Source organism: Pseudoalteromonas sp. SR45-1, assembly GCF_014163655.1.
Classification (GTDB): Bacteria; Pseudomonadota; Gammaproteobacteria; order Enterobacterales; family Alteromonadaceae; genus Pseudoalteromonas; species Pseudoalteromonas distincta.
Genome location: NZ_JACJDR010000001.1, coordinates 188,835 through 213,806, shown reverse-complemented (window position 1 = coordinate 213,806; position 24,972 = coordinate 188,835). Strand labels below are relative to the sequence as shown.

The 24,972-nt window shown below is 37.2% G+C and carries 22 protein-coding genes; 5 read left to right on the top strand and 17 right to left on the bottom strand.

The window, feature by feature from the left end:
* The 3 genes from H5089_RS00975 (at position 1) to H5089_RS00965 (ending at position 3,051) form a co-directional block, all read left to right on the top strand.
* The gene (locus H5089_RS00975) at positions 1-831 is read left to right on the top strand and encodes a carbohydrate ABC transporter permease (protein WP_024589367.1); all 831 of its coding nucleotides are present in this window, start codon (positions 1-3) and stop codon (positions 829-831) included.
* A 10-nt stretch (positions 832-841) separates the two neighbouring features.
* Complete coding sequence (locus H5089_RS00970) at positions 842-1,843, top strand: ABC transporter ATP-binding protein (RefSeq protein WP_182711259.1); 1,002 nt, start codon at positions 842-844, stop codon at positions 1,841-1,843.
* Between the two features lie 248 nt (positions 1,844-2,091).
* Positions 2,092-3,051 (top strand): sugar-binding transcriptional regulator, encoded by a 960-nt coding sequence (locus H5089_RS00965; protein ID WP_002960874.1) that lies wholly within the window; start codon positions 2,092-2,094, stop codon positions 3,049-3,051.
* A gap of 433 nt (positions 3,052-3,484) precedes the next feature.
* On the opposite strand, the gene H5089_RS00960 is transcribed toward H5089_RS00965, so the two are convergent.
* The 14 genes from H5089_RS00960 to H5089_RS00895 all read right to left on the bottom strand — a co-directional run bounded on the left by H5089_RS00960 (position 3,485) and on the right by H5089_RS00895 (position 18,217).
* Complete coding sequence (locus tag H5089_RS00960; RefSeq protein ID WP_182711258.1) at positions 3,485-4,309, bottom strand: alpha/beta fold hydrolase; 825 nt, start codon at positions 4,307-4,309, stop codon at positions 3,485-3,487.
* A 382-nt stretch (positions 4,310-4,691) separates the two neighbouring features.
* Positions 4,692-5,117, bottom strand: coding sequence for a response regulator (locus H5089_RS00955; protein WP_182711257.1), 426 nt, complete (start codon positions 5,115-5,117; stop codon positions 4,692-4,694).
* Positions 5,118-5,133: 16 nt separating this feature from the next.
* Positions 5,134-8,001, bottom strand: coding sequence for a hybrid sensor histidine kinase/response regulator (locus H5089_RS00950; RefSeq protein ID WP_182711256.1), 2,868 nt, complete (start codon positions 7,999-8,001; stop codon positions 5,134-5,136).
* On the bottom strand, positions 7,998-9,164 hold the full coding sequence (locus H5089_RS00945) for a hypothetical protein (RefSeq protein WP_182711255.1): 1,167 nt from the start codon (positions 9,162-9,164) through the stop codon (positions 7,998-8,000). The genes H5089_RS00950 and H5089_RS00945 overlap by 4 nt, the downstream gene beginning before the upstream one ends.
* 9 nt (positions 9,165-9,173) lie before the next feature.
* Positions 9,174-9,989, bottom strand: a complete 816-nt coding sequence (locus tag H5089_RS00940; protein WP_169043649.1) for a type II secretion system F family protein — start codon at positions 9,987-9,989, stop codon at positions 9,174-9,176.
* The gene (locus tag H5089_RS00935; protein WP_182711254.1) at positions 9,986-10,861 is read right to left on the bottom strand and encodes a type II secretion system F family protein; all 876 of its coding nucleotides are present in this window, start codon (positions 10,859-10,861) and stop codon (positions 9,986-9,988) included. Before H5089_RS00935 ends, H5089_RS00940 begins: the two co-directional genes overlap by 4 nt.
* Positions 10,854-12,152 (bottom strand): CpaF family protein, encoded by a 1,299-nt coding sequence (locus H5089_RS00930; protein ID WP_182711253.1) that lies wholly within the window; start codon positions 12,150-12,152, stop codon positions 10,854-10,856. The genes H5089_RS00935 and H5089_RS00930 overlap by 8 nt, the downstream gene beginning before the upstream one ends.
* 6 nt (positions 12,153-12,158) lie before the next feature.
* Positions 12,159-12,926: a hypothetical protein gene (locus H5089_RS00925; RefSeq protein WP_002960857.1), complete on the bottom strand. Its 768-nt coding sequence runs from the start codon at positions 12,924-12,926 to the stop codon at positions 12,159-12,161.
* Between the two features lie 83 nt (positions 12,927-13,009).
* The gene (locus H5089_RS00920; protein ID WP_076925982.1) at positions 13,010-13,399 is read right to left on the bottom strand and encodes a hypothetical protein; all 390 of its coding nucleotides are present in this window, start codon (positions 13,397-13,399) and stop codon (positions 13,010-13,012) included.
* A 373-nt stretch (positions 13,400-13,772) separates the two neighbouring features.
* Positions 13,773-14,450, bottom strand: coding sequence for a lipopolysaccharide assembly protein LapB (locus H5089_RS00915; RefSeq protein ID WP_182711252.1), 678 nt, complete (start codon positions 14,448-14,450; stop codon positions 13,773-13,775).
* Positions 14,447-16,366 carry a pilus assembly protein N-terminal domain-containing protein gene (locus H5089_RS00910; RefSeq protein WP_182711251.1) on the bottom strand — a complete coding sequence of 640 codons (1,920 nt, stop codon included), beginning with the start codon at positions 16,364-16,366 and terminating at the stop codon, positions 14,447-14,449. Before H5089_RS00910 ends, H5089_RS00915 begins: the two co-directional genes overlap by 4 nt.
* 212 nt (positions 16,367-16,578) lie before the next feature.
* Positions 16,579-17,151 (bottom strand): tRNA-(ms[2]io[6]A)-hydroxylase, encoded by a 573-nt coding sequence (locus tag H5089_RS00905; RefSeq protein ID WP_165743839.1) that lies wholly within the window; start codon positions 17,149-17,151, stop codon positions 16,579-16,581.
* A 47-nt stretch (positions 17,152-17,198) separates the two neighbouring features.
* Positions 17,199-17,831 carry a sulfotransferase gene (locus tag H5089_RS00900; RefSeq protein WP_182711250.1) on the bottom strand — a complete coding sequence of 211 codons (633 nt, stop codon included), beginning with the start codon at positions 17,829-17,831 and terminating at the stop codon, positions 17,199-17,201.
* A 14-nt stretch (positions 17,832-17,845) separates the two neighbouring features.
* Positions 17,846-18,217, bottom strand: coding sequence for an MAPEG family protein (locus tag H5089_RS00895; RefSeq protein WP_002962524.1), 372 nt, complete (start codon positions 18,215-18,217; stop codon positions 17,846-17,848).
* A gap of 152 nt (positions 18,218-18,369) precedes the next feature.
* Between H5089_RS00895 and H5089_RS00890 the strand changes: the two genes are divergently transcribed.
* Positions 18,370-19,722: a DUF2254 domain-containing protein gene (locus H5089_RS00890; protein WP_182711249.1), complete on the top strand. Its 1,353-nt coding sequence runs from the start codon at positions 18,370-18,372 to the stop codon at positions 19,720-19,722.
* Positions 19,723-19,738: 16 nt separating this feature from the next.
* On the opposite strand, the gene H5089_RS00885 is transcribed toward H5089_RS00890, so the two are convergent.
* The 3 genes from H5089_RS00885 to ggt form a co-directional block, all read right to left on the bottom strand.
* Positions 19,739-20,464, bottom strand: coding sequence for an SIMPL domain-containing protein (locus H5089_RS00885; RefSeq protein WP_182711248.1), 726 nt, complete (start codon positions 20,462-20,464; stop codon positions 19,739-19,741).
* A 164-nt stretch (positions 20,465-20,628) separates the two neighbouring features.
* Positions 20,629-22,323, bottom strand: coding sequence for an NAD-dependent malic enzyme (locus H5089_RS00880; RefSeq protein ID WP_182693361.1), 1,695 nt, complete (start codon positions 22,321-22,323; stop codon positions 20,629-20,631).
* 142 nt (positions 22,324-22,465) lie between these two features.
* On the bottom strand, positions 22,466-24,244 hold the full coding sequence (gene ggt / locus H5089_RS00875; protein WP_182711247.1) for a gamma-glutamyltransferase: 1,779 nt from the start codon (positions 24,242-24,244) through the stop codon (positions 22,466-22,468).
* A gap of 97 nt (positions 24,245-24,341) precedes the next feature.
* Here ggt and rrtA point away from each other — a divergent pair, with 97 nt between their 5' ends.
* The gene (gene rrtA, locus H5089_RS00870; RefSeq protein ID WP_182194594.1) at positions 24,342-24,926 is read left to right on the top strand and encodes a rhombosortase; all 585 of its coding nucleotides are present in this window, start codon (positions 24,342-24,344) and stop codon (positions 24,924-24,926) included.
* Positions 24,927-24,972 lie beyond the last annotated feature (46 nt).

The window sequence follows — 24,972 nt, the reverse complement described above, 5'->3', positions numbered from 1 at the left end:
ATGACTATAAAAGATAGCCGTCGTTCCAAACTAATTTATACCATTGCTGCATGGACAATAAGCGGCATGATTTTCTTTCCAATTTTATGGACGTTAATCACCAGCTTTAAAACGGAAGCTGAAGCAATTTCAGCAAGTCCAAGCTTATATGCATTCGATTGGACGCTCGAAAATTACCGCGATGTACTGTCGCGCTCGCCATACTTTACCCATTTTTGGAACTCTGTAGTTATATCACTAGGTTCAAGTTTACTGGGGTTATTAATTGCGGTACCTGCTGCGTGGTCTATGGCGTTTGTGCAAACTAAAAAAACAAAGCACTTATTAATGTGGATGCTTTCAACCAAAATGTTACCACCAGTTGGCGTACTTATTCCTATCTATTTATTGTTTCGCGACTTTGCATTACTCGATACAAAATTAGGTTTGGTTATTGTAATGACACTCATTAACTTACCAATAATGGTATGGATGCTTTACACCTACTTTAGAGAAATACCAAACGAAATACTTGAAGCTTCTCGTATGGATGGCGCAACAATTGGTGAAGAAATATTCCATGTTTTATTGCCAATAGCCTTACCGGGTATAGCCTCAACGCTATTACTCAATGTTATTTTGTCGTGGAACGAAGCGTTTTGGACACTTATTTTAACCGCTGCAAATGCTGCACCTTTAACGGCATTTATTGCCAGTTACTCAAGCCCTGAGGGGTTATTTTACGCTAAGTTATCGGCAGCATCTGCCATGGCCATTGTGCCAATTTTAATACTTGGTTGGTTTAGTCAAAAACAATTAGTGCGTGGATTAAGTTTCGGCGCAGTAAAATAGGAGAATACACATGGGCAGCATCACACTAAAACAAGTCACTAAAAACTTTGATGAAGTTAACGTAATTAAACCGCTCGACTTAGAAATTAAAGACGGTGAGTTTATCGTATTTGTTGGGCCATCAGGCTGTGGTAAATCTACATTACTTCGTATGATCGCAGGTCTTGAAGATACCACCAGTGGTAATATAGAAATTGACGGCATTGACGCTACAAAAACACCGCCTGCAAAAAGAGGCTTAGCAATGGTGTTTCAATCCTATGCGTTATATCCGCATATGACAGTGCGTAACAATATTGCTTTTCCTTTAAAAAGAGCCAAAGTTAGCCCTACAGAAATCGAAAGTAAAATTGCTAACGCCGCTAAAATTCTTAATTTGACCGATTATTTAGACCGAAAGCCAGGGCAATTGTCGGGCGGTCAGCGCCAGCGCGTAGCAATAGGGCGCGCAATTGTACGCCAACCTTCGGCATTTTTATTTGATGAACCGCTTTCGAATCTTGATGCGTCATTACGTGTAAATATGCGTTTAGAAATATCTGAATTACATAAAAGCTTAGCTACAACAATGGTTTATGTTACGCACGATCAGGTTGAAGCCATGACAATGGCAGATAGAATCGCGGTATTTAATGCCGGTATTATTGAACAGGTAGGCACACCTTTAGAGCTTTATAAAAACCCAGTAAACAAATTTGTAGCTGGTTTTATTGGCTCTCCAAAAATGAATTTTATAGATGCTCCACAAAATGAAAATGCGAATGTTAGTTGTATTGGTATACGACCAGAGCATATAACACTCTCTACTGAGCAAGGCACGTGGGCTGGTACTGTCGGTGTAATTGAACATTTAGGGTCTGAGAGCTTTTTACATATAAATATTGAAGGCAAAGGGACCGTAACAGTAAAAGCAGATGGTGATTGTCCGTTAAAATATGGCGACAGTATTTACCTAAGCGCACCGGATGATAAAGTATTAAAGTTTGATAATAACGGTTTAACAATTCGCTAAAGCCAATCTTTAATTACCTTAAATAGCACCTTTATAAGGGTGCTATTAACTAAATTCTAATTACATAATCCTATGAAACCTAGGTATTTTTTATTAAGGAATGGTATATTTAAAACTATAAATAACAAAAACGTTATTGATAAATAGATAATCCAAAATTAATAAAATAATTTATATAGCAGCACATATAATTAAAATTATGTAATGAAAATAAGGACTTAGTTTTCCTTCTATTTTAAGAGGTTTACGTGGTAAAGCTATCAAATACAGAAATTAGAAAGCTAGATGATGCAGCCAGAGCAGGGTGGTTATATTATGTTGGCGGTAACACACAAGATGAAATTGCCAAAAAGCTAAATATATCTCGTCAATCTGCACAAAGAATGGTCGCATTATCTGTGAGCCAAGGATTAATTAAAGTTAGACTTGACCACCCGATTGCTAAATGTATGGATTTGGCCGAAAAATTAAAAAGCCGTTTTGGGTTAGATTCGTGTGAAGTTGTACCGAGCGATCCATCTGAACCTTCATCTACATTAGGTTTGGCTCAAGCTGGCGCGGCAGAAATAGAACGTCATTTAAAATCAGAACAACCCAAAGTACTTGCTATGGGAACCGGTCGAGTTTTACGTTCATGTGTGGATGAGCTAAGAACCGTTGATTGTCCGCAACATAAAATTGTAGCCATGCTAGGTAATATGGCTTTGGATGGATCGGCTTCACCTTATGATGTTGTAGTAAGAATGGCCGAACACACCAATGCAAAACATTATCCAATGCCATTGCCAGTTTTACCAAGAAGCATTGAAGAAAAAGAACAGTTGCACGCACAACAAAATATTACCGGTAATTTAAAACTCGCTAAAGATGCCGATGTAACATTTGTGGGTATTGGTAGCTTAGGTGAAAAGTCGCCATTACATATAGATGGTTTTATTGATGCGCAAGAACTTAAAGAGTTACAAGATCTGGGTGCTGTTGGTGAAATGATTAGTTGGGTGTTTGATAAAAACGGTAAGCTTTTAGATTGCACAGTTAATCAGCGTGTAGCAAGTACGCCATTAAAAACAAATGCTAACAAACAGATTTATGCGATAGCTGCTGGTGAAGAAAAAGTGTTAGCCATTTTGGGCGCAGTAAGGTCAAACATGATCAGTGGATTAATTACTAACGAATATACAGCTGAGCGATTACTTAGTATTGATTAAACAAATTGATAAATAAAGTATCTGTATTAGTAATACTAGTTATTGTAATAAAAACACTTAATGTCCGATACCGTCTAGTATTGGACATAGTAAGGGCGCATTTAGGCGCTCTTTCTATATATACATTAACTACCTATAATTTATATTATGTTAAATGGAATAAATAAATACATAACCAAGTTACTCACCTTCATTAATTAACGTATAAACGCGATATTTTGACTATTTAATAAGCATTAACCTACTTATCTTAATAGTTAATGTTTTTCCCATTTACGCTATTAGCTTCTTGAACATATAAAAATACCGCTTGGTTATTAATATATCCAAGCGGTATTAACAATAACTTCCTAGTAGATATTTCATCCAGTAAAATTCAAGATGTTGAATTTAATGGCTTTTTAACTATCCTACTGATGTACTTGCTGAGACTTTAGAATTTTTTATCATTCATAAATTCACTAATAAGCTCAGATACTTTATCTGGATATTCATCAACAACCCAGTGAGCGGCTTTATCTAACCAAATTAATGATGAATTTGGAATGGCTTCTTCTAACATTGGTGCATATTTTGGCTTTTGAAACTTGTCTTCTTCACCCCATAATATGAGTGTTTCATGAGGTAAGCTTTTAAGATCGCCCGCAATAGCTTGTGTATATTCTTTATTGAGCCTGCGCATGTTACTAAATAAAGCGGCTTTTCCTTGCTCGTTGCTCCATGGTTTCAAGTATATTTCCATTAACTCTTCAGTCATTACGCTAGAATCGTATACACCTTTAGGCATGAAATCTCTTAATGTATCAACAAATTCAGCTACACTTGTCTTTTCTTCTACACCAGGTTCTAGCAAAGGTTCAAATTCTGGTATTGGCCAAGAATCAAAACATACACTATCTATTAAAACTAATCCGTTTACTTTATCAGGATGATTTACCGCCATTAATTGAGCAACACCACCACCAATATCATGTGCAGCAATATTAACTTTAGAAATACCGAGTTCTTCCATAAACTTACACATTATTCTACATTGCGCATTTATAGATACATCGGTGTTAATTGGCATATCTGATTCACCAAAGTTTAGTAAATCTGGTGCTATTACCCGATATTTTGATGCAAGTTTTGGCATCACATTTCGCCATAAAAATTTATTAGTCGGAATACCGTGTATCAATAATAAAGGTGTTCCTTGTCCCATTTCTTGATAAGCAATTTGATGACCTGCTACTGTAACGTACTGTGTTTTGCTCATAATTTTGCCTCGTTAACTTTAAAAATTATAATATTTCGTGAACTATAAAATTGGAATATAACCTTATAAAGCAAATACCATCCCAAGATGAGTATTTTTTAGTTATTCAAAAATTATAATAATTTAAAGTCAAACCCAAACCCAAACCCTTGTAATACTTGGGCTCTAGGCTAAGTAAGTTTATTTGTTTTTTATTATTATAGAGTTTGATAATTGTGATTGTTAAACCACTTTATGAAGTGTGAAGCGTTTGCTCTTAAATATGCAACAATTACAAAAGCGAAGTTGCTACTAATTTGAAGAAATTATTCTTATTAAATAGTTTTTAGTAAGTAATAAGTAATAAGTAATAAACAGCGAACCGCCCTACTATTGCTATTAATCACTTTAAGAAAGATCTAATATTTTCAATTAATACACCTTGCTTAACTGGCTTTAATAACAAACCATTAAACCCAAGCTTTATATATTTATTATTACTATTTTCGTTTTCACTAAATGTATGCGCAATAATTTTCGTTGATGATGCATCAGCGTGCTTTCTTATTTTTAGCATTGCGTCGGTGCCCGTAAACTGTGGCATGACTATGTCCATTAAAATAATATCGTAAATATTTTGAGAAACCATTAATAGCGCCTCTATTGCACTGGATGCAAAATCTATTAATATGTTTTCTTCTTTAAGCATTTTTCTTATTACTATTTCTATTAGTAAGTCATCATCTACTAAAAGTAGTCGTTTAGTTTTATTTATTGGCGTTACTTTAAACTCGATAACTTCTGCCATATTTTCATTAATGTTTTTCATTTATTACCCCAGCGGCTTATCTTTTTAAAATACGTGTTATTTGGTTTATTAAAACACCTTGTTTCACTGGCTTTAATAACATGTCATCAAAGCCCTGATTTACATATTTAGATTCTGTATCGGGTGTCGATGTATGCGCAATTATTTTAGTTTTAGAATTATCACTGTGTTTTTTAATTTTTAACATAGCGTCAGTTCCCGACAATTCTGGCATTACTATATCCATTAGAATAATGTCGTAACTATTTTGCGAAACCATCAACATAGCCTCTATCGCACTGCATGCGTAATCTATTATGATATTCTGATCTTTTAGCATTGCCCTAATCACAATTTCTACAAGTGGATCGTCATCAACAAGTAGTAGCGTGTTTTGGTGATTTTTAGTCACTAAACTCGCTTTTACTAAATCAGTATTTAATGAGCTACTTGGTACTTTTTGCACATTGTCTTTATCTTGCTTCGTTACTTTGTTTACCAGCATAGAAAGCGTTATCGTTGATTTATTCGCGTTACTACTTACAGTTATCGCTTTACCACCTAACATTTTAAATATTGAGATAAAAAACTTTAACTCTAATGAAACGTCTTTATCATCTATGAGACGTGCTATATCATCACCCGATATACTTTTAAGCTCAGTTATAAAGTAACTACTGTCGATTAAATTGCTTAATGAAAAGTCTAGGTGTAAGTAATTACGGTTACTTTCATTTTTAATCTGAGCGTTAATAGATAGCGTTGTATTATTTGACGAATCCAAAACCTCTGTCACTAACTGAATAACCAATTGAGAAATTAACTTTTCATCGCTTACCACGGTTAACCCAGGCGTAATATTATTTTTAAGAACTATTTTTTTGTTTTCAGCTTCTTTAGTTAAAATCGAAATATTATTATTGATCATATGATTCAGGTTAACGTTTTTGGCCTGCAGTTTTAACTTACCTATTTCCGATTTATTTATATTTACGAGTTGTTGAATTACACTTTCGAGCTGGTCGCATGCATCAGAAATATTCCCCACATTGTTTTTAAATTCGTTAAAGCTTATTGGATCTTTAGATATTTCAACTAATGACTTTAAAGATGATAAAGGCGTTTTTAATTGACGGCTAAGCCTTGTAACAAATTTTTCTTTTAATTGATTTGTCTGTTTTGATTTTTCAAGAACATCAGCGAGTAAACATTCTTTTTGATGTGCCTCTGTATCATCTCTAAAGTAGCAAACGAAACCATTAAAATCTGTATGTCTTTGTAATACAGTTATCCACTTCCCGTCTGTAAAACCTATATCTATTAATTGGTTACGATCATCATCAAGCTTATGATGTTCATGGTAGTGATTTATAATATTATTCTGCTGCGCAATACTTACCAGCTGGCTATACGATAGCTGACTATTTTGTTTATTCACTTGTGCAAATAAAAGGTTAAATGCATTGTTGGTGATCACAGGAAATTCGTGGCTATTAAAAATAGCAAACCCATGCGGCAGTGCATCAAGAGAACTTGAAAAAAGCTCTTCTCTATTGAGTATTAACTGATTTTTTTGTTTTATTTCGTTGTGTAAACGTCTTGGCAAACGTAAAAAATAATACACAAAGGCAAATACACAAAAAGAGATTAACCCTAATCTAATTAAACTATATTTAGTTATTTGTGGGCGTACTATTTTATTCATAGGTTGCACATGTAAGCGCCATGTAGGTGGAAAACGACTACTTAAAGCGCTAATACTATTTTTAATTATACTCGGGCTAACTTCTCCTTGTTCTCCTAAAGTAAACTGTGGTGTTACTATAAAAACGTTATAATTTTCAGTGTTTAATTTGCCAATAACGGCTTTTAAAAACTTACTTAAATCAAATGCTGTAAGTGTATAAATAGATCCTTGTTTAATTTTTATTTCAGAAATTAAGAAGGCCGTATCTGCAACAGTAAATACTTCTACTGCTTGTTTATTCGCTCTATTATTGAGTTTTTCTAACCAGTTTTTAAATCCATACGCGGCTAAATCAAAATTATTTTTTGACCAAAGTGCAAGTTGGTTATACTCAGAATCAAACACAATATACCCTTTATAAGTTAAGCTTTGTGAAACCTGACTCTGTACTAAATCATTAAGCTGCTCTTTTGTATAGCTATTTTGGCTTTGTAAAAAGCCTGCGATAACTAAATCTTTTTGCGATATATATAATCCTTGATTATCAAATCGCTCTAAAGCATTAAATAACGTTTTACGTAATTGCTGAGTTTGTTCATTGTAATTACTTTGCAGCTCCTTTTTTTCTATAGTATAAAGCAGTAATGCAGTGAATGAGCATAATACTAATGCAATTAAGAATGCCACGGGCGCTAAACTAAATACATGAATATACTTTTCCCCATAATTTTTTTTCACAGGATTAGTAATTTGATTACTTACTGAATCTGAATTTTTATTTAACTGTGTCTGCAATAATTGAGCAAATGAAATAAACTGATTTTTTTGTGAACCTATTAATGTTTTAGGTGCTAAATCAGCCATCAGCACTACGCCAATTAATTTATTAGTGACACTATAAATTGGATATTGTGCATAAAAGCGAATTAATTTGTGCGTGTTGTTTGATACATCATCAAAAAAAGTATCTTCAAATAAATATAGTTTTTCTTGTGTGCAGCGTAGTTGATAGCTTAATAACTCATTTTCGACACTTTCTTTATCGTTGCAGGTTATTAACTGCTCTGAATAAACCTCTCTAAAATCGATAAATTTAACAATTGGAACATCATAAAACTGTTTTAGTAGCGTTAGCGTTTCTTTAATTTCTGTTGATATTTCATCAGTTGGTGTATCTGCTAAATTAGCATGTGAGGTAAATATATTTGAGGCGTTCATTGACGTTCTCCTTCCCCTTTTGGGGGAGTATGTATCCACGTTGTCCTGTTTTGGCCGCTATGTACTGGCAGTAAAACTTTAAATGGTGGCGTTAAACTACTAAGAGCAGGTTCGCCTGTGGTGATATTAATTACTTGTTCTGCATTAACTAAATTAAGTGATGTTTTGCAATATGTAATACCTGGCTCAATCCCTATTAAGCTCAGTGTTTCACTAATGATAAGGTTATTTACTAAATCGATACCGACCACCTCAAATGTGGTTTGTAAAATAGTGAAAACAAGTGTTTCTACAATGTTTTCATCATCTTCTAAGCGTGTACCTTCTGGGCAGCATATTGTGCCAAGCTCTATATCAACGTTTGTGCCTATACCTACTAATGAAAGCGCATTAAGGGCTGTATTTAAAAGCGGTTCTACCTGAGGTAAATATAAATCAAGTATGTCACCTTGCGATTCGTACCCTGTTTGGCATGTATCACACGATTGTGATAAACCTTGATCGCTTGTACCTAAAAGTGGATTTCCTAAAGCTGTTACTCCAACTAAACAACTGCTGTCGGCTGGTTGCTTATCTATTTCAAAGCTTTCACAAGGTGAGCCTGTTACTACTTTTTGGGATACATAACGAGATAGAATTTGTTCACTATTAGCAGGGCATTGTTGTGGCGTGCTTCTTAATAACTGACCAATAACGCTGTTACCTAACTGCCCTATTGCGTAATTTGGACCTTGCTGCAGCGCATTTATATAACTTACATTACCGGTATTATTTAACTTGCTGACACCTTTGCTGTCTGTTGCTTCGTCGCTTAAGCCCTTTAAACACGGGTTACCTTGGCAATTTGGAGCATCGTAATAAACAGCTTCTCGCGAGGTAAACCTATCATCTCTTATGCCTATTAATGCCCTGTACGTGTTGTTTGCTCCACGATCTGTATAAAAAATAAGTGGTGCTTGATGCTCATCAAAACTTACTGCAATACCGAGTGGTCTATTGTTAGCATCAACTACAGTAATTTGATTATCTACCTTAGTTTGATGGCGCTTAATAAGGGCATCCCTTACTAAAATCACCCCACCAATTGAGCCAATAATTAAAATAGTTATAATTAATATAAGCTCAATAGTAAGTATGTACCCTTGTTGATAATGCTTTTTCATATCAGGCTCCTATAACACTTCTACAAGCATTTTAAGTACGTTCATTACTTGTAATGCTGCGGGAAAAAACACCAATACTAAAAACATCGGAAAACAAATTAAGATAATGGGAAAGGTTGTGTGCATCGCTTTTTTGTTTACCTTTTTAGCGAGTAAAATGTTCTTTTTTAAAGCTAGGCCTTCAAGTTGAGCCTCTACTGCTTGGATAAGTGGCGTACCAAGTTTTGACCCTATTAACATTAAGTTTGCGAGTTTTTTAATTCCTAATACGCCGGTTCTTTCAAAAAGTGAATTAAATGCAAATTCACGATCTTTACCTGCACTTAGTTCGAATAAAAATAACTTTAGCTCTTTGTATAATGGGTGTTTTTGACTCAATCCATGATCAACCGCCAGTGCAAATGAACGTTCTAACGAAAACCCGGCGCGCATGTAAACCAGTAACACCCGTAAAAAAAACTCTAAGCTGTTATTTATAGTGGTTTGACGTTGATTTTTACGTAATAAAAACCAGCATTCGGGTGCAAAAAAACACATAAAACACAGTAATAATTTAATCGATTGGCTCAGCTCATACCCTGTTAGCTCTATAACCGTAAATGCACTAAAAGTAGCAGCCACTTTAAAGCAGTACAGGCTTATTAATATTTTATTAATTTGAATCCCTGCTTGTCTTAGTTGACGTTTAGAGATGATAATTAGCGGATACCAGTTAATGTTTTTAGTATCGGGTTTATCTAATTCGACTTTAAGCGATTGCCTATGAATATGGATAAATGAGCCCATACTTACTAAAAGCCCGATAAGTAAAAGTATATCAATCATAATGTTACCCTTAAGCTAAGGCGTAGCCATAAAAAGCCAAATAGCTGACAAAGAAGCGCAACCGTTATAAATGCAATCCCATTAGGATCGTTTAATAATGGTTCAAACCAGGTTGGATCGGTATAGCTAAATAAAGGAATTAGTGCGTAAGGTAAAAAACCACTAAACACAGCAGCGTATTTAGTACCGGAAAGCTTAGCTTTCAGCTGTTGGCGGTCGAGAGTTATTAGCGACATCATGTTGCATACGCTTTTTAGCATGTCGGTCAAATCGCACTGGCTTTGTGTATGTGTAATGATGCTATGAGCAAACAATCTTACGGTTTCGCAGTTGTATCTTTCAATTAATGGGGCAAACGACGTTTCGGCATCACTACCCATGCTCATGCGTTGTATTAGTAAGGTGCTTTGTTTTTTTATATATGGGTCTGCATGTTCATCAGCAAAGTGCATTGATTGCTGTAGCGATAGCCCTGTGCTTAAACACGATTGTACGGTTTCAATAAATTCTAAAAAGTGATGCTCAAATTTTGCTAATTTATAATGAGCCAAGTCAATCACAGTTATAAAACAGGTTACAAAAACCACGATTGAAATAATAAACGCGCTGGTTGATGCCTCTGGGTAATATAATTTAGCTAAAAACCAGGAGCTACTAGAGAGCGAGCACGCCATGCTTATAAACCAGGCGTTACTAATATTTAAACCAAGCACTCGTAGTGACAGAGTAAGGACATCTTTTTCTTCTAAAATATCTGCTTTTTTAGTGCTTTGGTTGCTTTTATTATTCACATACAAAGAAGCCAATACACTCGCAGCCAGTACAAAAGTTATAACCGCCGCAATAGCTAATAAATAATCAAGTTTAGTCATTGTTAGCCTCCGGGTTATTGTGCAGTAATGCTTTCAATTCTTGTGCATTTGCGCCTTGACCTTTCATAAACTCAATAACACTTGAGTTATCTATTAAATCACTTTGTACTGGTTCTGCTTCGTTAATACTATAAAGCGGGCTAAATTGTGCCCCGCCATTAACACGCTTAATTTCACCAATACTTTTTAGAGTGCGGATGCCATTAGTTGAGCGAGAAACATGAACTATGAGCTGAATACTCGACGCGATTAGCGAACTTGTATGGGTATCGCTCAGTTGTGCATTGTGTAACTGCACTAAGGTAGATAAACGAATAACGGCATCATTTGCACTGTTAGCATGTATGGTCGTCATCGAACCTTGGTGGCCACAGTTCATTGCTTGGAGCATATCGATTACTTCGCCTGAGCGTACCTCACCTACAAGTATTCTATCTGCGCGCATTCTAAGGGCTGCTTTTACTAAATCTCTTAGGCTTACTGCACCTTTACCATCGCTGTTAGTGTCGTGGGCTTCCAATTGCACAACATGGTTGTGATGCAAATTAAGCTCAGCGCTTTCTTCAATGGTTACAACACGTTCGTTTGGATTAATTGAGTTGGCAAGTACGTTCAATAATGACGTTTTACCAGCCCCCGCATTGCCACAGACTAAAATATTAACGCCTGTTTTAACTGCACTTTTTAAAAATAATAAGATGTTTTTATCTAAAAAATGGTTATTAACTAAAAAGTCATCGTTTATTTTTTTATGATTAAACTTACGAATAGACACAATAGCGGCGCCGGTACACGCAGGCGGTACAATAATATGAACACGGCTACCATCTTTTAATTTGCCATCAACAATTGGCATAAGCGCATTTACCTGGCGACCACAGCCATCAAGTAAGCGATCAACAAATCGGCGTAAATGGCGTTCGTCATCAAACTTACTGGCTGTGCAAAGTAGTTTGCCTTGCTTATCAATCCATATATCTTGCGTGTCGTTTATTAAAATATCACTAACCTGATCGTCCAGCATAAACTGTGCAATAGGTCCCAAGCCTTGAATTTCATCAAAAACAGCCTGCACAACCTGCTCTTGTTGATGTTGGTTAAATGAAGATTGATTAAATTGTGGAATTTCACTGCACAATGCAGAGATTTTTTCGAGAACATTACTTGATAAAAGCGCGGTTTGTTCTTGTTCGTACTCTTCGATAACGGCATCGTGCAATAGCTTTTTAAGCTCTTCAAAGGTACTTAAACTGGTTTGAACTTCTTCATGTTTGCTTGATAAATTAAACATAAAAACTCACTTAGCTACATATACAGCTTCATTTTTAACGCCTTTAACCACTTCGATTGTGCGACTGGTTTGTAAGCGTGAAAAGTTTTGCAAACGACCTTGTTCAATGTCATAAGCGCTATGCACAATAATTGAAACTTTGTCGGCGTTATCTATACCCGCCAACGAATAAACATCTTTTGGAAGTACCGCAAGGACTAACGAAACACCGCCTGTAGCAGAATTAGACTCTTTAGCTAAGTTATCCATTACGCCATTTTTTTCGGCTTGCGATTTAGGGCCTTTTGAAACACCAATGAGCTGTACATCACGGGCAACTGTTCTTACTAGACGATTAGTTTTAGCGACTATGTCGAGTCGGTCACCTTTGTGTATACGCGAAAGCGGGATATCTAAGGTGTTTAGTTTTAAAGTATATAAAACACGCCCTGCTGGTATGGCTTCTGATAAATTTTGGCTTTTCGCTCTGATAAAATCGGTGTCAAACAAGGGTTGTTCAACCATTTTATTAGTTGCTAATTTTTGACCAATTAATGCACGTGGGTTTTGAACGCTCAGTGCAATATTTGAATAGTTACTTGGATCTATACTCTTTTGCTCAACATCGTGAACGGTTACTGTTTGACCGGCCGACATATTTTTGTTTACTACCCAAGCTGTTACGCTATTTTCATCGTTTACCTGTCTAATACCCAAAGCCGAAGCTAACATGCCAGAGGTGATGAGTAATGTGAGAGCCGCTGTGGTTGCGCCTTTGTTACTTTTACTTTTCATAATATTCCTCCGGAGTAACTTTCACTGCCACAATTTTGTGGCAGTGAGCCTTAAGCTTGGTATTCAAACCTGGTTACCTTGCGTTAGTTACCTTGTGAACCGCCTGCTGCTGTACGTGTTGCAGCATCGCCGCTTGGTGTTGCATTAACAAGTGCGGCACTTTCACTAAAGTCTGATGCAACAAAAGTGAATGAACTACCATCGCCTGCGTACACGTCAACTGAATCTACAAACCCAGAGCCAGACACTTCAGCTGTGCCTTCGGCGTTAATCATGCCGTCAAATACATAGCTTTGGTCAAGTGAGCCAATTGCTTCAGCTACATCTTCAAGCTCGCTGGTTACAGAGTCACGTAATGTAGATAAACCAATTACAAGTGCTGCTACCATTGATGTAGAAAGAATGATTAGCTCTGACGTTAGTACAAAACCTTTTTGCTTTTTGCCATTTAAGTTATGTTTAATAGTTTTCATAATCGTAGCCTTTAAATTAAAAGAGCTTATGCTCACTTTATATATAGCGAGGACCATGCCAATTTAAAATGGCTATTAAATACAGGTGGTTATAGTTTTTATGTGTGTGTTTTTTAGCTTTTTTTATTTTTGATTTGCAAAATGCAAATCAATATTAAAAAATAATTTTTAGATACTTAATGTTAGAAACGCTCTGTTAAATTATTAAAACTAATAGGTATTCAAAAAGGGTTAAATATTAGAAGCAGTCTTGTGGGGTAACTTATAAAACGTATGATTAGCGTAAGCTCTACTACTATTTTTGATAAATAATAAAGTGGTTTTGGCTCCTTAATAATGCCAAATTTTAGGTATAAAAAAAGGCCCGAAGGCCTTAAGAATAACAATTACCTAAAACAGAGAGTTTACCGCGCCTAGCAAGTGCTTTTTGATGCGTGGGTTCGACACGTAAAACTTGCTCATAGTAGCCACAGGCCAATAAATTATTAGCATTCGCTTCTTCAATTAACCCTTTATGGTAAAAATAGGCGGTGCTATTTAAACCAAACTTAACCGAAAGCTCTAAGTAATTTAAAGCTATAACGTAACTGCCCTGAGCATAATGTATAGAGGCCATTTGTAGGTATGGTGAAGCATGTGTACCAAAAACATCAACGCCGTATTGGGCAATGCTTTTTGCTTTAGCTAAATTACCTTGCTCTATTGCTAACGTAACCCCTAAAGTAATTGCGTTTAACGGCGGGTTAGCTTTATTAAGCAAAGTGTTTATAACCTGTTGAGACTGATTAGCACGGCCACTTTTATAAAGTACATATGCCGATATTGAAAGTATTGCCGTGTTATCGGGGTGTTCAAGCATTAACTGATTCACCTCATGCACAAGGTTCAAACAGTCACTTGCATTAATACCTTCGCACATTAACGGTAGGGCATTTAATTGGTATTTTTTTACTATGTCACCCAATGCGTTGTAAGGATTTACTGTTGGCTTGTAATCAATATGAGCGCAACCCGATAAAGTAAGCAGTAAAATAATATAAAATATTTTCATAGCCCTTGCTCCTGTATGTAGCTAAGTACCTGGGTGTCTATATTTGCGTGTTCCCACGAACGTAATGTGTTAATTGGTTCACGCACCAGATTTGGAGTTACAACAATTATCAGCTCACGGTTGTTTTCACTTTTGCTGGTTGTTTCACTTAACTTTCCAAGCATACTATTGCCGTTGCCATCAGGTACAAAGTCGTGGCTTGCATTGTTATCAGTGCTAATTAAGCCACCAATGATAAGAGGCTGCCCATCTTTTAAACGCGTTGACGTTTGCATGCTGCGTGTATTAAATGCACTACTGTTTAAACTGCTGCCTGTGCTTTGTGCAATTTCGGCTGTTAACGTGGTATCGGGTAGTGAAATTACTGGGTTTAGATCAAGTGTTATTCTGTCTTTGTCGTCAACCATAGCGCGCACATTTAATTCAACTCCGAATGATTTAAATTCCGTACCGCTAAACACCGACCCACTACTACCTTGCTGACCGGTTGTAATGCCAGATGGGCTATAACTTGTAGGTACAGGTACTTCACCACCGACTTTAAACACGGCACTTTCACCGGCTAAAACCGTGATTGTAGGGCGAGAAAGCGTTCGCGAAATACCTTCTTGTTCAAGTAATGAAAACAACATATCAATGGCAAACTGTGAGGTAGAAAGCTGTAAGTTATTAGTTAATTGACCGCCAATTAATTGCAGCGCATTTTCTATTGTTGCAGAGCCAGATTCGCGATTAGTCATACCGTCACGGCCAAACAAGCCCGCTTCTTTTTCATACCCATTAGAGAGCACGCTAATATCTGGGCGCCATTGCTTTAACCTACGTTGATTTACTTCGTATAATTGTACCGACACACGAACTTGCGGTAAATCTTCAACTTCAATGCTCGACAAAACTTTACCGCCAGCCACTGAAAGAAGCGTTGCTCTTGCAATATTAGAACTCACATTACTTAAGTTTAATCCTGATGTAGCATCGTTTATTAACCCACCCGACTCGTTGGCAAGCACTTCAATACCTGCGCTTTTATCCTGCGTTGCGCCGCCCATTAAATTATTAGGATCAAGAGGAGATCTCTGAGTTTGTAATGCTTGCTCTGGTTCGAATAATTTATTAATTGTATTTAATAAGCGCACTAGCTTTATTTGATTTTTTACAGAGCCTGACAGTAAAAATACATCGCTATCATCATTTGATAGCTCATCAACCGAGATGCGTTTAATGGTCACTTTATCTGCGCCCATTGATTTAATTACTTCGCTAATACGTTCTTCTTTTGGCTTGGGTGCTTGAGTTACTTTTATTAAATTAATAATAGCGACTTTGCTCGAGTTTTGAGAGGTACCACCGTTTGCGTTACCCAATCCTTGCAAGCGTTGAGCGAGAGAATTAAACATTCCTTGATTAGGGTTTGAGGTAATAACGGGTTGTGATGCTTGTGAGCTACTGGCGTATAGATAGTTTTTTGCAGCTTCATAAGCGGCATGACGATAATTTATAGTAGGTACTTCACCGCGTAATACAACAGCATGGCGATCAGGTGCTATGGTTAGTTGCACGTCAGGGTGAATATCGTTTAAGGCATTTTCCAGTACGCTATAGTCTTCGGTAACACCAAGTAAAAATGTTTCCGAGCTTTTATCGTCGTACCACACCATCATAGATGTACGGCCTAACTTTTTAGCTAAAATTAGTAGCTCGCGACCATTAACCACGTTCACATCAAGCGTTGTTTCGTGGCCAAGTGCTATACGCGAAATATCACGGGTAAACACAAAGCGAGTATGTGTCCATTTAACTAAGTGTGATACTTTTTGTACCCGCTCACCATTTGCATTTTCTATATAATCTAAATGACTTTCACTGCCTACGGCGCTAAAAGATATTAGTAATAGTATAAAAGTAAATTTTAACATAAGCCTTTCCCTCAATTTGCTTAATGTATAGGTAGCAAGTATGAGACCAAACGCTTTTGTATTTATTATCAATGCATTAAGATGTGTAAAAGTGTGTTTTATTATTTTGATTCGCAAATTGCAAATCAATAATTCATGAAGGGTTTAACCAAGAAATGAGAGTAGAGGCAGGTGGCGCAAAGCGAATAAAATAGGCTCTGCGCTAATTTTAGTTAATGCAAAGCAGCTGTAAATGGGATGCTTTCACAGATTTTAGCTTCTGCTGTAAGTAACTCTTCTAGGCGAGTATCAACTTCTTCTTTATCAAAGTATTCGTAAGCAAGCTCTACAAAAAGGTTTTTATGTTTTTCTTCTGACTTGGCAATCGCAACATAAAAGTCTTTTTCTTTACCCTCAGGAAGTGCTTGTGCAACTAAAGAAAAACGCTCGTGACCACGTGCTTCAATTACACCGCCAACCAGTAATCGGTCCATTAAAAAACCATCACGACCATGTCTAAACAGTGCACGTATTTGTTTTATGTACGGGTCTTTTTTGTCGTCACCTAAGTTTACATCGCGCTCTAAAAGTAACTTAAGCACTTGTTTAAAGTGTATTAATTCTTCTAATGCTAAGTCGGTCATGGCTTTTACTAATTTACGTTTGTCTGGGTAATGCGAAAGCATAGACATAGCCATACCCGATGCTTTTTTTTCTGCAGCGGCATGATCTTGTAAAAAAGTATTAAAGTCAGCAAGGACAACTTCGGTCCATTCAAATGGGGTGTGGTATTTTAATTCAAACATGTTCTGTACAACTTAAATAATAATGCGGGGATTTTAACGTATTTGATTTAAAAAATCTTGTAAGGCAGTAATTTATCTATGCGCCCTTTAGCCGTAGACTCAACTTTTAACGGGTGCTTAATATCGTTCCATGCGGTGACTTTTCCGCCCACATTCATTTTTTCAAAATCAGTTTTATCACTTTCTAACCCTAAAAAATTACACAACTTTTTGTAACTATTAGGCTTTGCTATATCAATGGATAAAAAATCGTCGTCACGGTTATTAAAGTACGTTTGAGCATCATTAAAATGTGTATCATAACAGTCTGCTAAGTAACTATCGTCGCTAATATTATCAAGCGAAAGCTCACTAAACGTATTTAAATAACAGCGTTTTATATGAATATTAAAGCCCCCGTCGCCGCGCGTTAAATTAGTGTGCATACGCGTTAAAAGCTGCTTTATTGAAGGTAGCCATGCACTCAATTCGCGCTCTAAATAAATAAACTTAGAGTCTGGGTAATGAATATCAAGTGCTTTAAAGTCGTTAAATATGGGAGTGTCGGCAATCGCGTTAGCATTTTCAAAACAAGCATTAGTATACGCGGTATGCGCCGTTGTAATGCCGAGCTCTAAAAATGCGTGGCACACACTGGTTGTGCCGGTACGCGGTAAACCTATTATAAATATTTTGCTCATTAGCTTTTCTTTAATTAGCCACGTGTTACTAGTAATACAAAGGCGCTGATAATCATGACTAAAAATGTAGTAATAGTACCAATTTGGCGATATTTAAGGCTTTTTTCTACTATGCCTAAATTTTGAAACACACGCCCTACTAATAACGCACCACCTAATATATGGCAGTAATGGCTAGCAAGCCCTTGGTACTCTGCTAAAAAAAGCAAAATTAAAGCAAATGGCACGTATTCCATAAAATTTGCGTGGGCACGCACAGCACGTTGTAGCGTTGCATTACCGTTATCACCAAGCGATATTTGCTCCGCACGGCGCACTTTTATTACGTTAAAGCTTAAATAAATGTAAAAGAATGCGAGTAATGCAGCATAAGTTGAAATGATCACGGCGTTTTCCTGTTATTTTTATCGCATAAATATGCGCTCTATTATTGTGGGCGTGATAATAACACATAAATTTGAGCAGCATTATCAGAAGTTTAATAATTGCCTATGCTAAGCTAGAGGTATCAAGTTAGTAGAAAATACATAAGGATTTTATGTTTGTACCTCGTAAAGTAGCCGACAGTTACCGTGAAATGATTAACAGTATTGGCTTTTACCCTTCGATGCTTTCAGTGGGCTTTTTGGTATTTGCCATTATTACAATGTCGGTTGAATATTTAGCCCCTGTTGAGCAGCTAAAATCGTTTATATCGTTTGTACTTGTAGATAGCGCCGAAAACGCGCGGACTATTTTAAGCACTTTAGCGGGGAGTATTATTTCGCTTACCGTGTTTAGTTTTTCAATGGTAATGGTGGTTTTAAATTCAGCCAGCGCGAGTTTATCGCCCCGCGTAGTGCCAGGGCTTATTACGCGCAAATCACACCAAATGGTTTTGGGGTTTTATTTAGGCAGCATAATTTACTCTATTATTATGCTTATAAATATTAATAAGCTTGATGGTGGCAGTACGGCAATTCCTTCAATAGGTGTGTTGTTTGCACTTGTTTTTGGATTGATTTCATTAGGTTTGTTTGTATTTTTTATACACTCAATCTCACGTGCTATTCAAGTTGATAACGTGTTAAATGGCTTGTTTAGCCAAACTAAAAACGAAATTAAAACAATAATACAAAGACAACAAGAAAACCCAGTTGAGGACTTTCCAGACTTTAGCAAATGGCATTCGGTTAGCAGTAAAACAGAAGGATATTATAAAGGCGTACATACCGATAAGCTGTGTGCCATTTTGGCTGAGCAAGATATAAAGGTGTATATATCTGTAAACCAAGGCTATTTTACAGTTAAAGGTTACCCGTTTTTAAAATGTAATAAAGAGATAGCAAACGATGAAGAGCTGATTAATAAAATTCTCGACTGCTTTATTTTTTATATAGAAGAGTACATTAGCGATCATTACCGTTATGGATTAACGCAAATATCAGAAATTGCAGTTAAGGCAATGAGTCCAGGTATCAACGATCCCGGTACTGCGGTTAAATCAATTGATATGCTGAGTATTTTACTTATTCAACGACTTTCAATTAACGATATTAACTACTCGTTTAAGCACAGTGATAATGCCCCATTGTTGTACCTTCATGAAACAAGCTTTGATGAGTTATTACATGACAACTTTACACCGCTGCGTAATTACGCCAAAGGCGATGCATACGTAATGACAAACGTGCTTGAGGCATTCAAAAATATTTTGTTTATTGCCCATAAAGATACCGATGCACGAAACAGTCTATTTAATTACTTAAATGCGATTGTTGATGACATAAATGAACATGTAACTAATGAATACGACAGACGCGAAGTGACTAATATGCTCAACTCTATAGCGCGTATCAGCCAAGAGCAAGGTGAGAAGTTGGTGGCACGTTTTGAGCACCACCAAAAATAAAAACTTAAAACATAGTTTAATCTATGTAGTACACAGCGTAGCTTGACGCTGTTACTTTAATCTCTCCAGCATGGTAGGCATCAGGTACATAGTTACTTGGTGCGCTATCAGCCATCATTACTTTTTCTGCGCGCATATAAGGCTGCGACTGCACATTGAGTGGACTTAGTGACGCGCTGTATAATCCTTTTAAATCAACGTCATAATCTTCACTAAACTCTTTTGCAGCATCCCGTGCGTCTTTAATTGCTAACTTTTGCGCTTTTTTATGCAGCTCGTTGTAGTTGCTTGCTAAAAATTGCGTTTGATTAATTTCGTTAATACCGTTGTTAACTAAGCTTTGTAGTAACTCAGGGTATTTATTTATATCGCTGAGTTTTACTGTTAACGTACGAGAAACCTTAAAGCCTTTAAATTCTTGATTACCGGTAGTGCGGTTGTATTGGCTATCACGGTTTATTGAAATTTGCCCTGCGTTTATATCTCCCTCTTTTACACCAATCTCTTTTACGAGCTTAATTGCCTTGGCGATAGTTAAGTCGGTTTTATTTTTAGCAGCAATTAAGTCTTTATCAACTTCGGTAATACCTACACTAAGCTGTACGTAATCTGGCATTGTAGTAAGAGTCGCTTCGCCCTTAACATAAATATGAGGAGCATCGGGAGTCGCTGCCGCAAGTGCATCAAAGCTAAGTACGTTTAAAGCCAGTGCACTACCTATAACAAGAGTCAGTGTTTTCATTAAGTCGATCCTTTAATTATGTAAAAGCAAGTAAACACCGTACGTGGTTAATAAAATATGAACAAGCACAAAAAAACAGGCAATTGCCTGTTTTTTGTTAAGCGTTGTAACTAATGCTATTACGCCATTTACTTTTAATTACTTTTAATTACTTATAAACCTAATTAAACACTACAACGTTTATAGTTACGGTATTTTGGTAACCAGTAATTTTTGTCGATTGCTGCCCATAATGCGTCATCCGTAATCTCAAGAGCAACGCCCTCTTCGATTGCCTTTTTAGCGATGGCAAATGCAATACGTTTACTTAGCGTTTCAATTTCAGTCAAGGCTGGTAATAAACTACCTTTACCTGTGTTTGCACGCGGCGACGACTCTGCAAGCATTTCGCTAGATACACTTAACATTGCATCTGTAATGCGTGTCGCTTTAGCGGCAATAACCCCTAAACCAATACCCGGGAAAATATAACTGTTGTTACATTGTGGGATTGGGAACGTCTCGCCATTGTACTCAACAGGATCAAATGGGCTACCTGTGGCAACAAGTGCTTTACCGTCAGTCCACTTAATCACATCAGCAGGATGCGCTTCTACTTGCTTAGATGGATTACTTAATGGGAAAATAATTGGCTGTTCACAACCGGCATGCATAGCGCGTATTACTTGTTCTGTAAATAAGCCAGGTTGACCAGAAACACCAATCAAAATGTCAGGCTCAGCACAGTGCATAACATCAAGCAGTGATGCGTACTCGCCGCTGTACGTCCAATCACTTAACGAGCCTGTAGGTTGTGCAAGTGCTTGTTGGAAATCGCGTAAGCCTTCCATACCCTCACTAAGCAAACCAAAACGGTCAACCATAAATACTTGGCTACGCGCTTTTGCTTCTGAAATACCTTCAAAAACCATTTGGCTAATAATTTGCTCAGCAATACCACAACCAGCAGAGCCTGCACCCACAAATACTACTTTTTGCTGGCTTAGGGTTGAATTTTTAACACGACACGCAGCAAGTAAAGAACCGACCGTTACAGCCGCAGTACCTTGAATGTCATCGTTAAAGCTACAAATTTCATTGCGGTAGCGCTTAAGTAATGGCATTGCATTTGGCTGTGCAAAATCTTCAAACTGAAGTAATACATTTGGCCAGCGACGTTTAACCGCTTTAATGAATAAATCTAAAAACTCATCGTATTCGTCTTGAGCAATTCGCTTATGGCGTGCGCCCATGTACATAGGATCGTTTAAAAGCTTTTCGTTATTAGTACCCACATCAAGCATTACAGGCAATGTGTATGCTGGGCTTATACCACCACACGCTGTGTAAAGTGACAATTTACCAATTGGAATACCCATGCCACCAATACCCTGATCGCCAAGGCCTAAAATACGCTCGCCATCGGTTACAACAATAACTTTTACTTTACCTTTGGTAGCGTTGCGTAAAATGTCGTCAATTTGGTAGCGATCTTCATACGAAATAAATAAACCACGTGCGCTGCGATAAATGTCAGAGAATTTTTCACAAGCATCGCCCACTGTCGGTGTGTAAATGATTGGCATCATTTCTTCAAGGTGGTCACGCACTAAACGGTAGTAAAGTGTTTCGTTGTTATCTTGAATCGCACGTAAGTAAATATGCTTATTAAGGTTGTCGGTAAAGCTAGAATACTGCTGATAACAACGCTCAACTTGCTCTTCTATTGTTTCAAAGCGAGGAGGAAGTAAACCAGCAAGATTGAAATTTTCGCGTTCTTTTTTACTAAAGGCGCTGCCTTTATTTAATAGCGGTGTTTCAATTAGGCCAGGGCCAGAATGATGAATATATAAGTAGTTAGGATCAGTATTAGTTGTCATATTTCCAGGCTTTAACGGAGTCTTAAGTTATGATCTGTCATTATCAGTGTTAGAGGTTTAATTGCAACGACAATTAAGCTAGTCAGACCATTGAGAGAAAATACATGCGGGCTTCACTGCCCGCATGCATATTATACATAATTTAAAATTTGATAGTGGCGTTATTATCAGTTAAATCAGATAACGCAACACCTTCACGGCGTGGATCAGCTCCGCCGTAAAGTTTGTCATTTTTAACTTCAACTGCGTGTAAGCCCGAGTTTAAGTCAATAATACGTACATTGTGGCCGCGTTTAGTAAGCGCAGGCGCAATGGCTTCAATAGCTGTGCCTTTTTCAAGGCTGGTATAATCGTTACGATTTGTTGTACGCGGTAAGTTAATAGCGTCTTGCGCTGATAAATTCCAGTCAATAACACCCACAACAACTTGTGCAACGTAATCTATGATACGACTACCGCCAGGTGAGCCTACAATTAAACGTAAGCTGCCATCTTTATTAAATACCATTACCGGTGACATAGAGCTACGCGGGCGTTTACCAGCCTCTACACGGTTTGCTACAAGCTTGCCGTTTTTACGTGGCGATAACGAAAAGTCAGTTAGTTGGTTATTTAAAATAAAGCCATTAACCATAACCGTAGAGCCAAACGCCATTTCAATTGAACTAGTCATCGAAACGGCATTACCTTTACTATCTACAATAGAGACATGAGAAGTAGAAGGTAACTCGTATGAATCATCCATTGCATAACTTAGGTACTCTACTGGATTACCGGCTACGGCTTTTTGGTCTGTTTCGGTAATTAATTTAGCGCGTGAGGCAATGTAATCTTTGTTTAATAGCTGTTTTGTAGGTACTTGCGTGAAATCGGGATCGCCCATGTACATATCGCGATCGGCAAATGCAATACGCGAAGCTTGGCTAAAGTAATGAATCGCCTTTTCGCCATTTGGTTTAAGTGCGCTCATATCTTTATGCTCAAGTAGGCCAAGCATTTGTAGCACAGCTACACCGCCACTACTTGGTGGCGCCATAGAACACACGTTATAAGCACGGTATTGTATACATACCGCATCGCGTTCTTTACTTTTGTAATCTGCTAAATCTTGCACACTTAATTTACCAGGGGCTATTTTAGAGTGCTGTACAGCATTAACCATTTGTTTAGCGTTTTCGCCTTTGTAAAATGCATCAATGCCCTGCTTTGCAATGTCTTTGTATAAATCAGCAAGCGGTTGATTCTTTTTAACACTACCTACTTCAATTAACTTACCATTTGGGTAAAAGTATTCGTTAATAATCGGCATACTCAATACACCAGGGTTTAATTGGCGTGCTAATAAGCCATGTAAACGCGGCGAAATTACAAAGCCTTGCTCTGCAAGTTCAATAGCCGGTTTAAAAAGCGCTTCCCATGGCAATGTACCGTATTGTTTATGCGCGCTTGCAAAGGCGTGTAAAATACCAGGCACACCAACAGAGCGTCCGCCTACTACAGCTTCAATCCATTTAACGGCTTTACCGTGCTTATCTAAAAACAGCGTTTCGTCTGCATTTGCAGGTGCTGTTTCGCGGCCATCAAAACTAGTCAATTTATTGTTTGCTTTGTTGTAGTACATCATAAATGTACCACCGCCAATACCTGAGGATTGCGGTTCAACTAAAGTAAGCACTAGTTGAGTAGCAATCGCAGCATCTACGGCACTGCCGCCTTGGGCTAAAATTTGTTGACCGGCTTTTGAGGCATATGGATTTGCCGCAGCTACCATGTATTTATCACCTTGCACTACTTTTTTATGGATTAATCCGGTAGCAGCTTCAGGTTCGCGAGTTTCAATTTGAGTTGCTTGCTGTGCAAATGAAGGCAGTGATACTGCGCACAGTCCAATGGCAAATAATGAGTTAAGTTTAAAATGCATAAAAATACTAAAAACACTTAATTACGTAGTTGTATTTGGCATCTTAAAGTTAAACGGGCACAATATGCAAAAATTTTGACTAAAAAAATATAATAAAATGCTTAATTTACCTATTCAACCTCGTTATATATTACCGCCTATTATTTTGCTGCTTTTTAGTACCATTTTTGCTGCATTTGATTTAAATAGTTTACTTGAATTTAACCGAAGCCTAATTGATGATGGCGAACTGTGGCGAATCTTTTCTAGCCAATTTGTTCATGCTAATTGGGCTCATTTGGGACTAAATGCCAGTGGTGTTTTACTAATATGGTTACTACATGGCGAATACACATCACCTACTCGTTACGCCGTTAATATAAGTGCGCTGGCACTGTGGTGTGGACTTGGCGTGTATTGGTTTTGCCCAAGCATACATATTTATACCGGATTAAGTGCTCTGCTGCATGGCGTAATTATTTGGGGGGCAGTTAAAGATATAACTGTAGGGCTTAAGTCGGGGTATTTATTATTTATAGGCGTATGGATTAAAATAGCTTTTGAGCAATTTAGCGGCCCTAATGCTGATATAGGAAAGCTTATTAACTCCACTGTGGCTATTGATGCACATTTAATTGGTGTAATTGGCGGGACTCTGCTTGCCATACCACTGGTTATAGAGCTCTTTAAAAAGAAAAAATAAAGTTAGATTTTGTTCAACCCAATAAAAACGCCGCATTAGTTAACTA

Coding starts and splice junctions, on each gene's coding strand:
- H5089_RS00945 (WP_182711255.1), bottom strand. CDS start 9,164: ATGAAAAAGCATTATCAACAAGGGTACATACTTACTATTGAGCTTATA.
- H5089_RS00970 (WP_182711259.1), top strand. CDS start 842: ATGGGCAGCATCACACTAAAACAAGTCACTAAAAACTTTGATGAAGTT.
- H5089_RS00935 (WP_182711254.1), bottom strand. CDS start 10,861: ATGACTAAACTTGATTATTTATTAGCTATTGCGGCGGTTATAACTTTT.
- H5089_RS00915 (WP_182711252.1), bottom strand. CDS start 14,450: ATGAAAATATTTTATATTATTTTACTGCTTACTTTATCGGGTTGCGCT.
- H5089_RS00910 (WP_182711251.1), bottom strand. CDS start 16,366: ATGTTAAAATTTACTTTTATACTATTACTAATATCTTTTAGCGCCGTA.
- H5089_RS00975 (WP_024589367.1), top strand. CDS start 1: ATGACTATAAAAGATAGCCGTCGTTCCAAACTAATTTATACCATTGCT.
- H5089_RS00890 (WP_182711249.1), top strand. CDS start 18,370: ATGTTTGTACCTCGTAAAGTAGCCGACAGTTACCGTGAAATGATTAAC.
- H5089_RS00880 (WP_182693361.1), bottom strand. CDS start 22,323: ATGACAACTAATACTGATCCTAACTACTTATATATTCATCATTCTGGC.
- H5089_RS00925 (WP_002960857.1), bottom strand. CDS start 12,926: ATGAAAAGTAAAAGTAACAAAGGCGCAACCACAGCGGCTCTCACATTA.
- ggt (WP_182711247.1), bottom strand. CDS start 24,244: ATGCATTTTAAACTTAACTCATTATTTGCCATTGGACTGTGCGCAGTA.
- rrtA (WP_182194594.1), top strand. CDS start 24,342: ATGCTTAATTTACCTATTCAACCTCGTTATATATTACCGCCTATTATT.
- H5089_RS00930 (WP_182711253.1), bottom strand. CDS start 12,152: ATGTTTAATTTATCAAGCAAACATGAAGAAGTTCAAACCAGTTTAAGT.
- H5089_RS00955 (WP_182711257.1), bottom strand. CDS start 5,117: ATGAAAAACATTAATGAAAATATGGCAGAAGTTATCGAGTTTAAAGTA.
- H5089_RS00920 (WP_076925982.1), bottom strand. CDS start 13,399: ATGAAAACTATTAAACATAACTTAAATGGCAAAAAGCAAAAAGGTTTT.
- H5089_RS00900 (WP_182711250.1), bottom strand. CDS start 17,831: ATGAGCAAAATATTTATAATAGGTTTACCGCGTACCGGCACAACCAGT.
- H5089_RS00950 (WP_182711256.1), bottom strand. CDS start 8,001: ATGAACGCCTCAAATATATTTACCTCACATGCTAATTTAGCAGATACA.
- H5089_RS00885 (WP_182711248.1), bottom strand. CDS start 20,464: ATGAAAACACTGACTCTTGTTATAGGTAGTGCACTGGCTTTAAACGTA.
- H5089_RS00940 (WP_169043649.1), bottom strand. CDS start 9,989: ATGATTGATATACTTTTACTTATCGGGCTTTTAGTAAGTATGGGCTCA.
- H5089_RS00905 (WP_165743839.1), bottom strand. CDS start 17,151: ATGTTTGAATTAAAATACCACACCCCATTTGAATGGACCGAAGTTGTC.
- H5089_RS00960 (WP_182711258.1), bottom strand. CDS start 4,309: ATGAGCAAAACACAGTACGTTACAGTAGCAGGTCATCAAATTGCTTAT.